The 13,355-nt window shown below is 68.7% G+C and carries 11 protein-coding genes; 7 read left to right on the top strand and 4 right to left on the bottom strand.

What is annotated here, in order from left to right; all coding sequences use genetic code 11:
• Positions 1 to 34: 34 nt before the first annotated feature.
• Positions 35 to 2,788, top strand: a complete 2,754-nt coding sequence (locus tag ACFVIV_RS09030; protein WP_379194262.1) for an ATP-binding protein — start codon at positions 35 to 37, stop codon at positions 2,786 to 2,788.
• Between the two features lie 359 nt (positions 2,789 to 3,147).
• Here the strand turns inward: ACFVIV_RS09030 and ACFVIV_RS09025 are convergent, their stop codons facing one another.
• The gene (locus ACFVIV_RS09025) at positions 3,148 to 4,347 is read right to left on the bottom strand and encodes a hypothetical protein (protein ID WP_379194261.1); all 1,200 of its coding nucleotides are present in this window, start codon (positions 4,345 to 4,347) and stop codon (positions 3,148 to 3,150) included.
• A gap of 267 nt (positions 4,348 to 4,614) precedes the next feature.
• On the bottom strand, positions 4,615 to 4,815 hold the full coding sequence (locus ACFVIV_RS09020) for a hypothetical protein (protein ID WP_379194260.1): 201 nt from the start codon (positions 4,813 to 4,815) through the stop codon (positions 4,615 to 4,617).
• 236 nt (positions 4,816 to 5,051) lie between these two features.
• Here ACFVIV_RS09020 and ACFVIV_RS09015 point away from each other — a divergent pair, with 236 nt between their 5' ends.
• The 4 genes from ACFVIV_RS09015 (at position 5,052) to ACFVIV_RS09000 (ending at position 8,299) form a co-directional block, all read left to right on the top strand.
• On the top strand, positions 5,052 to 5,468 hold the full coding sequence (locus ACFVIV_RS09015) for a CBS domain-containing protein (protein WP_379194259.1): 417 nt from the start codon (positions 5,052 to 5,054) through the stop codon (positions 5,466 to 5,468).
• 97 nt (positions 5,469 to 5,565) lie between these two features.
• Positions 5,566 to 5,910: a ferrous iron transport protein A gene (locus ACFVIV_RS09010; protein WP_379194258.1), complete on the top strand. Its 345-nt coding sequence runs from the start codon at positions 5,566 to 5,568 to the stop codon at positions 5,908 to 5,910.
• Positions 5,907 to 8,027, top strand: a complete 2,121-nt coding sequence (gene feoB / locus ACFVIV_RS09005; RefSeq protein WP_379194257.1) for a ferrous iron transport protein B — start codon at positions 5,907 to 5,909, stop codon at positions 8,025 to 8,027. The genes ACFVIV_RS09010 and feoB overlap by 4 nt, the downstream gene beginning before the upstream one ends.
• Positions 8,024 to 8,299 (top strand): FeoC-like transcriptional regulator, encoded by a 276-nt coding sequence (locus ACFVIV_RS09000; protein ID WP_379194256.1) that lies wholly within the window; start codon positions 8,024 to 8,026, stop codon positions 8,297 to 8,299. The genes feoB and ACFVIV_RS09000 overlap by 4 nt, the downstream gene beginning before the upstream one ends.
• On the opposite strand, the gene ACFVIV_RS08995 is transcribed toward ACFVIV_RS09000, so the two are convergent.
• Positions 8,271 to 9,731 carry an MFS transporter gene (locus tag ACFVIV_RS08995; RefSeq protein ID WP_379194255.1) on the bottom strand — a complete coding sequence of 487 codons (1,461 nt, stop codon included), beginning with the start codon at positions 9,729 to 9,731 and terminating at the stop codon, positions 8,271 to 8,273. The genes ACFVIV_RS09000 and ACFVIV_RS08995 overlap by 29 nt on opposite strands.
• A gap of 209 nt (positions 9,732 to 9,940) precedes the next feature.
• Here ACFVIV_RS08995 and ACFVIV_RS08990 point away from each other — a divergent pair, with 209 nt between their 5' ends.
• Positions 9,941 to 11,389 (top strand): lipase maturation factor family protein, encoded by a 1,449-nt coding sequence (locus ACFVIV_RS08990; protein ID WP_379194254.1) that lies wholly within the window; start codon positions 9,941 to 9,943, stop codon positions 11,387 to 11,389.
• Positions 11,390 to 11,495: 106 nt separating this feature from the next.
• On the opposite strand, the gene ACFVIV_RS08985 is transcribed toward ACFVIV_RS08990, so the two are convergent.
• The gene (locus ACFVIV_RS08985) at positions 11,496 to 12,683 is read right to left on the bottom strand and encodes an MFS transporter (protein WP_379194253.1); all 1,188 of its coding nucleotides are present in this window, start codon (positions 12,681 to 12,683) and stop codon (positions 11,496 to 11,498) included.
• 105 nt (positions 12,684 to 12,788) lie between these two features.
• Between ACFVIV_RS08985 and ACFVIV_RS08980 the strand changes: the two genes are divergently transcribed.
• On the top strand, positions 12,789 to 13,235 hold the full coding sequence (locus ACFVIV_RS08980) for a MarR family winged helix-turn-helix transcriptional regulator (RefSeq protein WP_379194252.1): 447 nt from the start codon (positions 12,789 to 12,791) through the stop codon (positions 13,233 to 13,235).
• Positions 13,236 to 13,355 lie beyond the last annotated feature (120 nt).

Genomic DNA, 13,355 nt, shown 5'->3' with positions numbered 1-13,355 from the left:
GCCGGGGCAGCGTGGGGCGTTGACGGTGCAGCGGTTGAGTGATTGGCGTGCCGGGCGGAATCTGCCGTCGCGGTTCGAGACTTTCGTGCCGGTGCTGCGGACGCTGATCGAGCTCTCGCGGGCGGCGGATTTGCCGGTGGATGCCGAACTGGTGGATGTGCGGGTCTGGCGGGAGTTGTGGAAAGCCGCGCGGCGGCAAGGTCGTTCGCGGGCGGCGGTGGTCAATGCGCTGCGCCGCGATATCGGTACCTTCATCGGGCGGGAGGCGGAATTGCGGCGGATCCGCGACGCCGCGGCGCCGGGCGGGGTGGTGTCCATCCACACCGTCGACGGCATGCCGGGCATTGGTAAGACCGCCCTGGTGACTCGCGCGGCGCATCTGCTGGCCGAGCACTATCCGGACGGACAATATTTCGTCGAGCTCAATGCGCACACGCCGGGCCAGCCGACCGCCGATCCGGTGGACGTGCTGGGCACCCTGCTGCTCGATGTGGGCGTGGAACCGCGCGCCCTGCCGGAAACCCTTGGCGCGCGCCGTGATCTGTGGCGGGACCGGCTCGCGGGCAAGCGGGTGCTGCTCGTCCTCGACGACGCGAGGGATCACGAGCAGATCGAATCGCTGCTGCCCGCGTCCGCGAACTGCCTCACGCTGATCACCAGCCGCAGGCGACTGGTCGCGCTGGACGGCGCGGCCCCGGTGACCTTGAACGCTCTCGAACCGGATGCCGCGCGTGAGCTGTTCTGCACCCTCGCGCAGCGAAACAGCCTGGGGGACAGCGGAGCAGCAGCAGAAATCGTCGGCTTGTGCGGCCATCTGCCCCTGGCGATCGTGCTGCTGGCCGGTCGCCTTGCCCACCACCCGAACTGGACCGTGCGCGAACTCGCCACCGAATTCGCCTCCACGCGTGACCGGCTCGACGAACTCGATAGCGGGAATCGCGCCGTGCGCGCTGCCTTCACCACCTCCTATCGTCTGCTGTCACCCGAACGACAGCGCTTGTTCCGGCGGCTGGGCGCACACCCCGGCCCGGACCTCGACGCGTATGCCGTTGCCGCCCTGGACGACACGACCCTCGCCGCGGCGCGCCGGAACCTGGAGGCGCTCTATATCGAGCATCTGATCGACGAAACAGCGTTCGGTCGCTACCGCATGCACGACCTGGTGCGTGAATACGCGCAGAGCCTGCTGCGCGAGGACGCCGAGGACCACGCCGCGGCACTCGACCGGCTCCTGGACTACTTCCGCTCCACCGCCCTGCAGGCCGCCGAGCCCGAGCGATCGACGCCGCACGGCCCCGCGACCTCGCCGCGGCCGGACCTGTCCAGCCATGGGACCGCCTCGGCATGGCTTCGCGTCGAACGCGCGAATCTGCTGGCCTGCCTGACCCAGGCCGCCGCAGCCGGGCAGTTGCCTTACGCGATCGATCTGACGGAAGCGCTGGTGGGTGAAGTGCGATTACACAACGCCTGGTTCGCCGAGGTCGCAATCCGGCAGCGCGGGGCCGTCGCCGCGGACAGCATCAACGCACGCAGCGCCGAGAACTTCGCATTCAAGGACCTGGGACCGACCGGATTCGTGGCCGACCACTATCCCGCCGTCGCCGACCTGCTGCGCCACGCACTGCACGGCCACACCGGTGACGATCCGAGCCTGCTCGCGACGGGCCTGCGCACGCTCGCGCGAGTCCAGCTGCTGACCGGCGATTTCCCCGGGGCCGCAGCAGGTTTGAGCCGAGCCGTGGACAGCTGCCGGGCCGCGGGTGATCGCCCCCGTGCGGCCGAATCCCTGAGCGACCTGGGCTGGGTGCGTCATCTCACGGGTGACTATCCGGCGGCCCTGGCGGCCCTGGAGGAGGCGCTGACGCTCCATCGCGAACTCGTCGATCGCACCGGTGAGGCAGTGGTGCTGCGCAGCATCGCCTGGGTGCGATCGCTGACCGGCGACCACACCACGGCCATCGACCTGACCCGTGCGGCAGCCGGGTTGCTCCGCCGCACCGGCCGCCGCACCGAAGCCGCTCACACCATCAGCCTGGCGGCCTGGTACCACCACCTGATCGGTGACTACGCGGCCTGCGGCTCCGGCATCAAGGAATCCCTGGCGCTCTACGAAGAGGTGGACAACCTGTCCGGTGTGGCGGCCGCGCTGAACAACCTCGCCGCCGTCCAGTGCGTCACCGGCGACTACCAGGCCGGTCTCGACTCGGCCCATCGGGCCCTGGCGTGCTACCAGGATCTCGGCAATCGAACCGGCGCCGCATCGGCGCTCAACATCCTGGGCCGCCTACATTGCGGCACCGGTGAATTCGATCTCGCCGGCGATCTGGCACAGCGAGCGTTGGACATCTTCGAGGCCGTCGGCAGCGACGTCGGCAGCGCCGACGCACTCGGCAACCTCGGCTGGAGCCGACATCTGGCCGGTGACGGGTGCGGCGCCGAGGATCTGCTGTACCGGGCGCTGGCCAGCTGCCGGAAGACCGGCCAGCGAACCGTGGAGGTGGAGACGCTCAACCGGATCGGCTCGCTCCACGCCGCATCGGGAGACGCGTCGCGCGCCCTCGCGTTCCATGACGAAGCGCTGCGGTTGGCTCGCTTGATCGGCAATCACCTGGAGGAGGCGCGCGCTCTGGAGGCCGCCGCTCGAACTCGCATCCGCCTGGGCGCGAAGGAGTCGGCAGCGGTGGCCCTGGAAGCGGCCCTCGTGATTTATCGACGCCTCGGAGCGGCCGAAGCCGACTCGGCCGCAGCGGAATTCGACGCGATCACCGCGCCGGCGGCCGAGCGCTGACGCGGAGCCCAGCCGAGTGCTGGCGCGAAGCGCCGGCAGCCGAGCGGCGACGTGACGCGCCGTGTCGGCTGAGCTGTCGCGTTTCCCCGGACAGGCGCACTCCGCGGCGTCCGAAGCTGATTCGGCCGCAGCGGAGTCCGGCGCGATCACCGCTCCGGCAGCCGCGCTGACGCGAAGACGCCGCGCCGGTCCGAGCCTTCGTATTCGCGCGAACGAGCGCGCTCTGGGCCGAAGCGGAACGGCCGCTGTCGATCTCACGGCGATTACCGCTGCGGCCCCCGGCGCACTACGACGGTGCATCGATGCATCTCGTGGAGATACGCCCGTGACGTCAGCCGGAGCGCTCGAGGCGGACCGGCTCAGTCGTCGAGTTTGGTGGCCGAGTTGCCGTTGCGGGCCTTGGCGGCTGCGCGGGCGCGGCGGCGGGCGGCCTGGAGTTCGGCGAGTTCCTGTTCCAGGGTTTCGGCAATGCGGAACTGGCCGGTGTCGTAGACGTTCACCGGGTCGGTGAGGTCTGCGAGGGGCGACTTTTCGTCTTCGGGGGATTTGCCCTTCTTGGTGGCGGAGGTGCGCTGGTCCTTGTCGGCGGATTTGACCGTGGGCGCGGAGGTTTCGCGCTTGGGTTCCGGATCGGGCTCGACGACGGTCGCCTTCTTGTCCGGCTCGGCGGCCTGCTCCGGCTCGATGGGTGCGGCGGGCAGGGCCGGGGTCGGCACCGGGACCGAGGCGGATTGCCCACGGGAGGGCCAGGTTACGACGGTGGGCAGGGTGCGGCGTAGTTGTTCGGCCGGATCGGGCATATCCCGGATCTGGTCCGTCGCACGCACGATGGCGAGGCCGTAGCGGGCGCTGGCGGCATTGTGAATGAGCAGGGCGACGCCGATCATGACCGGCGCGATCGCGTGCACGGCGACCTCGTACCAATTGCCGGACTGCAGGTATGGGTACGTGTTCAGCACGACCGTGAGGGACAGCAGCGCCACTTCGGCGGCCACGACCTGCTTGCGGCTGTCGATCACACCCCATTCGGCCACCTTGTTGGTGCCGATCATGATGATGACCAGGCAGACGCTGATCATGCCTTCGAGCAGGTAGCTGAACCAGAACAGCGGATCGGTCGCCCCGCCGGGGGCGATATTGTGCTGGACATTGACTGCGGACCAGAGCATTCCGGCCGCGACCACACCGGCGAGCGCGCGCTGCGACCACGCGCGATGCTTGTACAGCGACGCCAGCTTGGCGTGCGGGCTGGATTCTCGCCGCTGCGCGGCGATCGCCTTGCGGGCGAGCAGCAGATCTCGAATGTCGGCCTTCTCAATCTCTTCGGTTGTCTGCCGGGCGCGATCGGCCGTGGCGGCCGCTGCCTCGGCTTGCTTCCAGCGCTGCGAGCGATCCTGCTCGCGAATGCGTTCGGCTAGGTCGCGCTCGGCGTGGAGCTCGTTTTCCGACAACGCTTCGGTGAGCGCGGGATCGAATTGGTAGGCCAGCCGCCCGCGGGCCTTCTCGACCCGCCGCGCCAGCTGGGAGACATCGTCCTCATGCGGATGTTCGATCGTCATCTGGACCCCCGTCCAGGGAGTTTCGATGGCTGACAGGTGATCTCGGGGAACGGCACGGAACATATTTCTAGTCGATGCAGCGCCATCGGCGAAACTGTTGATTTGCCGAAGGTCCAATCCTTACGGCGTGCCGCACCGCGACACGCGCAAACCCTGTCCTATTGGGGCCTTTACGGGGCGGAAGTTTGCTCGCCCGCGGACCCCGCCGAAAGCAGCAAACGCGACGGGCCGGACACGGTTCGCGTCCGGCCCGTGCGCCAGGCTCGGCTACCGGCCGCCGTGGCTGTGCTGGCCGCCCTTGGCCTTTGCTTCGGTCGGCTGCGCCGCGGCACCCTTGCGTCCCGCCGCGCTCGGATCGGCGGCATTGGGTTCGCCGAAACTGCCGCTGCTGGCCTTGCCGCCGCGGCGAGCCTGCTCTTCGGTGTCTTCCCGGTTTCCGAACTGGCCGGGATTCTTCGGGTCAGGCATTTCGGTCCTCCTACTGCATCGGTGTATCTCCGTCGTGGCGTCGAGTGCGCCACGACGACGCACTACCCGGTAATGCGCGAGCTACGCCCCCAACTGCGCGACACGGCAAGGAATTTCGCCACCGGTACGCCGGCGTCCGACCTGCGGCCGGAGCGCCGGCGACCGGTGTAGGCGGCGGCCGGGCGGGTATGCGCACAACGAAAGGCTCACCCTCGACAGCTATCAGGAGGACAATCGTGACTACCGCACGCGAGATCATGACGCCCGGCGTGGAATGCGTCCGCTCCAGTGACACCGCACTCGACGCCGCGCGCAAGATGGTCGATATCGATGTCGGCGCGCTACCCATCTGCGGCGAGGACGGAAAGCTCAAGGGCATGCTGACCGATCGCGATATCGTCGTGAAAGTCGTTGCCGAGCGCAAGGATCCGATCGGGATTCATGTGGGTGACCTGGCGCAGGGCGTGCCGGTGCTGGTGCGCGCCGACGACGATGTGCAGAAGGTGCTGACCACCATGGCCCAGCATCGGATCCGGCGGGTGCCGGTGATCGACGGTGATGAACTGGTCGGGATCATCTCGCAGGCCGATGTGGCGCGCGCCGCCTCGGCCGAGCAGACCGGACGGGTGGTGGGGGAGATCTCCGAAGGCTGATTCCCGGGGCGAGAGGACTGCGCCGCTCGGTCCCCCACCACTCACAGCGAACTCACAGGCGGCTCGCCCATTCGGGCCGAACCGCTCCTGACCTGGCATGGAGTGCTGGCACATGGTCCCTAAGTGGACATTTGGGACTATTTGCCCGGAGTATGCTCCGAACAGTGGTGGACAGCTTTGGAGAGGCAAACCTACCGGGACGCAACCGGGGGTCCCGGCAGTGACGCTCATGGATAGTGTTCGGGGACAACGATTCCGAATCGATCGGATAATCGGGGACAGACGGCATCGGCGGCGTTTGCTGGAGATGGGCTTGCTGCCCGGTACCGCCGTCGAGGTGGTGGGTGTGGGGGCCTTCGGGGGACGAATTCTGCGGATCGATGACGCGCGGGTGGCCGTGGACGCCGGGACCGCGCGACAGATCGAAGTGAGCGCGGCATGAGTGATTGCTGCGAGACCGGATCCGGCACCGCCGTCCATGACGCGACCGGGACCGTCGCGCTGGTCGGCAATCCGAATGTGGGCAAATCGACGCTGTTCAATGCGGCCACCGGGGCGCGGGTGCGGGTCGGCAACTGGCCGGGCACGACGGTGGGCGTCGCCGAGGGCGGCTGGAAGCTGGGGGACAACGAGGTGAAACTCGTCGACCTGCCCGGCACCTACAGCCTGCTGCCGGCCTCCCCGGACGAGGCCGTCACCCGCGACGCCCTCCTGAGCGGCGACGCCCGCCCCGATGTGGTGGTCGCGGTCGCCGACGCGGCCAATCTGGCGCGCAGTCTGTATCTGCTGTCGCAGCTGCTCGAAACCGAGCTGCCGGTCGTGGTCGCGCTCACCATGACCGATGTGGCCGCCGGGCGCGGCACCGATATCGATCCGGCCCGGCTCGCCGCCGCACTCGGAGTTCCGGTCGTGCCGGTCGTGCCGCGCGGCGGCCGAGGCATGGCTGCGCTCGCCGAAGCCGTTGCCGTCGCGATGATCTCGCGCGCTGCTCCGGCCGCGCCGCACCTCGGCGACGATATCGATTCCGCCGTCGCGGAATTGGCCCCGCTGCTGCCGGAGGGCTACCCCGCGCGGTGGCTGGCGCTGGCGGTGCTGGCCGGCGAAGCCCCGGCGGGCGTGACCGTCTCCAGCACCGCTGGTGCGGCAGCGGACGAGACCGCCGGTGCGGCACCGAGCAAGGCTGTCGATGCGGCGATAGTCCGGCTCGACTCGGCTGATCCGGACGATGATCCGGAGATCGTCATCGCCGAACGGCGCTATGCGTGGGCGCACGAGGTATTGACGGCCGCGGTCACGCGCAATCGCGGCGCGGTCACCCTGACCGATCGCGTGGATCGGGTGCTGACCTCCCGATGGCTGGGCGTTCCGGTATTCCTCGCCATCATGTGGGCCGTTTTCCAGCTCACCACCACGGTCGCCGAACCGGTGCAGGATTGGCTCGGCGATTTCATCACCGTGACGGTTGCGGGGAAGGTCGGGAATGCCCTGGCGGCGCTGGGAGCCCCGGATCCGGTCATCGGGTTCATCCGGGACGGATTGATCAACGGCGTCGGCCAGTTGCTCAGCTTCGTACCGCTCATGCTCATCATGTTCGTGCTGCTGGCGCTGCTGGAGGACTCGGGCTATATGGCCCGCGCGGCCTTCGTGGCCGACCGGCTCATGCGCACCATGGGCCTGCCCGGCCGCGCCTTCCTGCCGCTCATTGTCGGATTCGGCTGCAACGTGCCCGCCATCTCCGGCACGCGGGTGCTGGGCAACTCGCGGCATCGGCTGCTGACGGCCCTGCTCATCCCGTTCACCAGTTGCAATGCGCGGCTTGTGGTTTACGTGCTGGTGGCCGGTGTGTTCTTCGGCAGCAATGCGGGCACGGTGGTGTTCGCCATGTACGTCACCTCGATCGTGCTGGTGGTGCTGGTCGGATTGCTGCTGCGCGGCACGCTGTTCCGCGATATGGCGGGGGAGCCGCTGGTGCTGGACCTCCCGCCGTATCGGCGTCCGAGCCTGCGCGTGATGGGCACGCACACGTGGCAGAAGATGCGCGGGTTCCTGAAGACGGCCAGCGGCATCATCGTCGCCACCGTGACCGCCGTCTGGCTGCTGTCCTCGATTCCGGCGGGCAGCGGTTCCTTCGGTGAGGTACCGGCGTCGGATTCCATGTTCGGCGCGGTGTCCTCGGCGGTGGCGCCGGTCTTCGCGCCCGCCGGATTCGACGATTGGCATGCCTCGGCGGCGCTGGTCAGCGGGTTCGTGGCCAAGGAGGCGGTGGTCAGCACCGTCGCGCAGTCCTACAGCATGGACGATCCCGGCGACGGGGCCGCGCCGCAGCCGCTGGCGGATTCGCTGCGCGCCACCTTCGACCACGCCTCGGGCGGGCATCCGATTCCGGCGGTGCTGGCGTTCCTGATGTTCCTGCTGGCGTATACCCCGTGCATGACGACGCTGGCGGTCATGCGGCAGGAAATCGGCACGCGCTGGACCTTGTTCAGCGTCGCCCTGCAATTGAGTGTGGCCTGGGTGCTGGCCGTGGCCGTCTTCCAGATCGGGCGGGTGTTCTGGTGAGCGCGCTGCGGGAAGTCCTCGCGGAGATCACCGCGGCGCGGGGCGGCGTCGGCCTGGACGATGTCGCCCGGCGAATCGGGGTGTCCCGCAATGAAGTCGACGCCATGGTCGACTATTGGGTGCGCAAGGGCAGGCTGTCGGCCGAGCCGGTCACCTCGGGATGCCCGGCCGATGGGTGCGGCGGCTGCCCGTCCGATGGCGCCTGCTCCACCACGGTGCAACCCGGGCCGGTGCTGGTGGCCATCACTTCGCGTCCGCCGCAAGGGAACTGACCTCCGAGCGGTCGCGCGGTCCCGGCCTGCCGATCATGGTGCGGACGACGATCAGCGCCAGGACGGCGAAACCGGTCATGACGATCCAGCTGGAGGTGGCCGGGCCGCGGAAGGCGTCCTCCGACTCGAGCGCGCCCGGGGTGCCGGCGATGATGGAGCCGATCACCGCCACGCCGAGCGCCTGACCGAATTGCCGGGAGGTGGTGGCCACGCTGGACGCCACACCCGCGCGGGATCGCGGCAGGCCCGAGATGGCGGTATCGGTGATCGGGGTGTTCATCATGCCCACGCCCGCGCCGAGGCAGCCGTAGGCGGTCAGCCGCACCACCGGATGATCGGTTTCGAAGGTGAAGGTGAGCGCCAGCGCGGCCAGCGTGGTGATGGCCGCGCCCAGGGTGAGAGCGAACCGCGCGCCCCGCAGCGCCGTCAGCCGCCCCGACAGTGGTCCGGCCACCGCGATGGCGGCCGCCATGGGCAGCAGTTCCAGTCCGGCGTGCAGCGGGTCGAGTTTGCGAATGTCCTGCAGGTAATAGGTATTCAGGAACAGGAACCCGCCGACCGCCACATAGGCGCTGATCGCCACCAGCACCGCGCCGGTGAACGGCGGCGAGCGAAAATCGCGCACATCGATGAGCGGCTGGTCGTGGCGCGGTTCGTAGCGCAGCAGCCCGGCCAGGCAGGCGAGACAGCCGAGGAAACAGCCGATGGTCACCGCCGAGAGCCAACCCCGGTGCGGCCCTTCGATAATCGCGAAGATGAGCAGGCCGAGGAATCCGGTGGCCAGCAGCTGGCCGACCGGATCCAGGCGGCGCGGGACCCGGGTTCGCGCGCCGGGAATGAACCGCAGCGTCGCCAGGAAGGCGAGCACCGCGATCGGCACATTGATCCAGAAGATGCTCTGCCAGCCGGCCGAATCGACCAGGAAGCCGCCCACCACCGGTCCGGCGGCGGTGCTGATTCCCGTTGTGCCGCTCCAGAATCCGAGGGCGCGGGCGCGCTGTCCGGGACCGGTGAAAACACCGGAGATAATGGCGATGGCCGAGGGGTTCAGCATCGATCCGCCGATCGCCTGGAAGATCCGGAACCCGACCAGCCAGCCGAAGGAGGGCGCGAGGCTGCACAGCAGGGATCCGCAGGCGAAGACGACCAGGCCGATGAGGAAGACCCGGCGTTTGCCGATCCGATCGCCGAGTGCGCCCATGAACAGCATGAGGCTGGCCAGCACCACCGTATAGGCGTCGACGGTCCACTGGGTGCCCGAGATCGAGGTGTTCAGGTCGCGGCCGATGGACGGCAGGGCGACATTGAGGGCGGTGCTGTCCAGTTGCGCCATGAGCACGGCGGTGCAGCAGGTGCCGAGAACGATCCGCTTGCGGGCCGGGGACAGTTCGGGGCCGCCGGAGACCACCGTGGTCGCGCCCGGTTCGGCCATGTCCATTCCTCGCGTCCCCGATCGTCTCGAACTCTCGTGGTGCGGCGGTGGTGCTCGAACAGCAGAGGTCATCCTACGTCGGCGACCCGCCGTGTCCGGGTACCCGCGCGGCCGGAGGGCCCGGCATCAACCTCCACACAGTCGTATAGTGCGAATTGTCCGGGTATGCGGAGATGGGACAGGTATCCGTCGTCCGAGGAGATACGGACATGGAATGGTTCACGGCATCCGAATACTGGCTGGCCAGGCAAGTCCTGGAGCGCGGTATCGCGGCCCTCTACGTGATCGCGTTCGTGGCGGCCGCCCGGCAGTTCCGGGCGCTCATCGGCGAACACGGCATGCTGCCGGTGCCGCGCTACCTGGCGCGGCGGTCGTTCTCCGAGGCGCCGAGCATCTTCCGATTCCACTACTCGGATCGATTCTTCGCCGCCGTCTGCTGGTGCGGTGCGGCGCTGGCCGGCGCGATCGTGCTCGGCGCGGCCGATCTGGTGCCGCTGTGGACGGCCATGCTGCTGTGGCTGGCGCTGTGGGCGCTGTATCTGTCGATCGTCAATGTGGGGCAGGCCTGGTACGCGTTCGGCTGGGAGACGCTGCTGCTCGAGGCCGGATTCCTGGCCATCTTCCTCGGCAATGACTGGACCGCGCCGCCGGTGCTGCTGGTGTGGCTGGTGGCCTGGCTGGTCTTCCGGGTGGAATTCGGGGCCGGGCTGATCAAGATGCGCGGTGACGCCTGCTGGCGGAAGCTGACCTGCCTGTTCTACCACCACGAGACCCAGCCCATGCCGGGGCCGCTGAGCTGGTTCTTCCACCATCTGCCCAAGCCATTGCATCGGGTCGAGGCGGGTGCGAATCATATTGCGCAGCTGGTGGTTCCGTTCGGATTGTTCGCGCCGCAGCCGGTCGCCAGTTATGCCGCGGGGATTCTCGTGGTCACCCAGTTGTGGCTGGTGCTGTCGGGCAACTTCGCCTGGCTGAACTGGATCACGATCGTGCTGGCCTGCGGTGTGATCAGCCAATCGGCGCTGCCCGCTCCCGCGCCGCCCGCGCTGCCGGAGCCGCCGCTGTGGTACGCCGGGCTGGTGGTGGCGTTCACGGGTCTGGTTGTGGTGCTGAGCTATTGGCCGGTGCGCAATATGCTGTCGAGCGGTCAGCGAATGAACATGTCCTTCAACGCCTATCGACTGGTCAACACCTATGGCGCGTTCGGCACGGTCGGGCGCATCCGCCACGAGGTCGCGATCGAGGGCACCCGTGACGCCGAGGTCACCGACGACACGGTGTGGGAGGAGTACGGATTCAAGGGCAAACCCGGTGCGCCGCAGCGCATGCCACGACAATGGGCCCCGTATCACCTGCGCCTGGACTGGCTGATGTGGTTCGCCGCCATCTCGCCCAGCTATGCCCGGCCCTGGCTGGGCGCGTTCCTGCATCGACTACTCGAAAACGATCCCGACACCTTGCGGCTGTTGCGCACCAACCCTTTCCGCGACGCACCACCGCGCCACGTGCGCGCCCTGCTCTATCGCTACCGCTTCACCACCATGCACGAGTTGCGGCACCAGCACGCCTGGTGGCACCGCAGTCTGGTCGGCGAATACGTGCCGCCGCTATCGCTGGACAGCGCCGTCTTCGGTCCCGCGGAGGAGATCAACAGGTAGCGGTTCAGTCGGCGGGAACGGCGGCGGCCTGCGCGGGGGCGGGTCGGATAGCGTTCGACCGGGCAGAGTGCGAACTCGCACGATGCCCGGTCGATGGCGGAAGTGGTTACACCGTGGCCAATTCCCGCTCCGGGGCGTCGGGGGTGCGGGTGCGCTCGCTACGTCCGGCCAGGGCCAGCACGGCCAAACCGGCGACCGCGAACCCGGCTCCCACCCACAGCGGCGAACCCCAGCCGAGCCCGGCGGCAATGGCCAGGCCCGACAGCCACACGCCGAGGAAGTTGCCGACATTGAAGGCGGCGATATTGGCCGAGGAGGCCATGGTGGGCGCTGCCGCCGCGTGGTTCATGATCCGCATCTGCAGACCGGGGGTCGCGCCGAAACCGAAGAAGCCCATGGCCGGCAGCAGCACGATGGCCGCGATCGTGTAATCGGCGAGCAGGCCGAACGCCGCGAGCGCCACGGCCAGGGCGAGGGTCATGCCGAAGAGGGTGCGCGACAGATTGCGGTCGGCCCAGCGGCCGCCGACCAGATTGCCCGCGAACAGGCCCAGGCCGAACAGCACCAGCAGCCACGGGATGGCGCCCTCGGAGAAACCGGTGACGCGGGTCAGCAGCGGCTCGATGTACATGAACGCGCCGAACATGCCGCCGAAGATGAGCACCGTCAGCGACAGCGAGAACCAGACCTGCGCATTACGGAAGACGGCCAGTTCGGAGCGCAGGTTCGGGCGGTCGGCACGGCCGATCGGCTGGGCGGGGACGAGCGCGGTGATACCGGCCAGGGCGATCACGCCGACCACCGCGATGACCGCGAAGGTCGCGCGCCAGCCCCACTGCTGCCCGATGACGGTCCCCATCGGCACACCCAGGACGTTCGCGATGGTCAAGCCGCCGAACATGATCGAGATGGCGCCCGCCTTCTTCTCCGCCGCGACCAGCGAGGCCGCCAGCACCGCGCCGATCCCGAAGAACGCGCCGTGCGCCAGCGCCGCGAGAATGCGACCGCCCAGCAGCGCGGCATAGCCCGGCGCGAGGGCGGAGAGCGCATTGCCCACGGTGAACAGCACCATCAGCACCTGCAGCGCCCGCTTGGGCTCCCAGCGATTGACGACCGGGGTCAGCGTCAGCGCGCCGACCACCACGGCGAGGGCGTATCCGGAGATCAGGTACCCGGCGGTGGGCACCGAAACGCCCATGTCGTCCGCCACCGAGGACAGCAGACCCGCGATCACGAACTCGGTGAGCCCGATTCCGAAACCCCCGAGTGCGAGGGCGATGAGGCCGAGTGGCATGTCGATTCCTTCCCTAGCTTCCGCCGATATACCGCGTGTGCAACAAACTGCACACGAAGATAATTGCACACGCGCACTATTGCAAGTCGGCGCTATGCTGTCGCCATGGGAATTGCCGACGACGCGATCGAAGTGCGGGCCACCGGCTGGCGCACCCTGGCCGCCCTGCACGGCCACATCGAAACCGCCCTCGAGCGCGAACTACGCGAACACGACCTCTCCGTCGTCGAATACACCGTCCTCGACGCCCTCTCCCGCCAGGACGGCTGGCACATGCGCATGTCCCAGCTGTCCCGCGCCGCCGCCCTCTCCGCCAGCGCCACTACCCGCCTGGTCAACCGCCTGGAAGACCGCGGCCTCCTCGTCCGCGTCCTCTGCGCCGACGACCGCCGCGGCATCTACACCGAACTCACCCCCAAGGGCCGCGAAACCTACGACCGCGCCCACCCCACCCACGACCGCGCCCTCGAACAGGCCCTCACCGCCGCCGAATCCATCCCCGAACTCGCACCCCTGGTCGACTTCCTCCACCGCACCCCGGCCCGCACCTGACCCTCCTCGGCAGGCGAACAGTCCGAGGGGAACCCACCACAGCGGGCCTTGCCTGTCGGTCCGCAGCCGCACCCGTCGGCGAAATCGAACTCGTTGGACCGAGCGCACGAGGTGCGGCTG

The organism is Nocardia sp. NPDC127526, from assembly GCF_042672265.1.
GTDB lineage: Bacteria > Actinomycetota > Actinomycetes > Mycobacteriales > Mycobacteriaceae > Nocardia.
The sequence above is the reverse complement of the archived record's forward strand: the minus strand, read 5'-3'. Positions and strand labels throughout refer to the sequence as shown.

Bases quoted from the DNA above. Each gene is read 5' to 3' on its own strand.
- ACFVIV_RS08990 (WP_379194254.1), top strand. From the start codon at position 9,941: ATGGAATGGTTCACGGCATCCGAATACTGGCTGGCCAGGCAAGTCCTG.
- feoB (WP_379194257.1), top strand. From the start codon at position 5,907: ATGAGTGATTGCTGCGAGACCGGATCCGGCACCGCCGTCCATGACGCG.
- ACFVIV_RS09010 (WP_379194258.1), top strand. From the start codon at position 5,566: ATGGAGTGCTGGCACATGGTCCCTAAGTGGACATTTGGGACTATTTGC.
- ACFVIV_RS08985 (WP_379194253.1), bottom strand. From the start codon at position 12,683: ATGCCACTCGGCCTCATCGCCCTCGCACTCGGGGGTTTCGGAATCGGG.
- ACFVIV_RS09025 (WP_379194261.1), bottom strand. From the start codon at position 4,347: ATGACGATCGAACATCCGCATGAGGACGATGTCTCCCAGCTGGCGCGG.
- ACFVIV_RS08995 (WP_379194255.1), bottom strand. From the start codon at position 9,731: ATGGCCGAACCGGGCGCGACCACGGTGGTCTCCGGCGGCCCCGAACTG.
- ACFVIV_RS08980 (WP_379194252.1), top strand. From the start codon at position 12,789: ATGGGAATTGCCGACGACGCGATCGAAGTGCGGGCCACCGGCTGGCGC.
- ACFVIV_RS09020 (WP_379194260.1), bottom strand. From the start codon at position 4,815: ATGCCTGACCCGAAGAATCCCGGCCAGTTCGGAAACCGGGAAGACACC.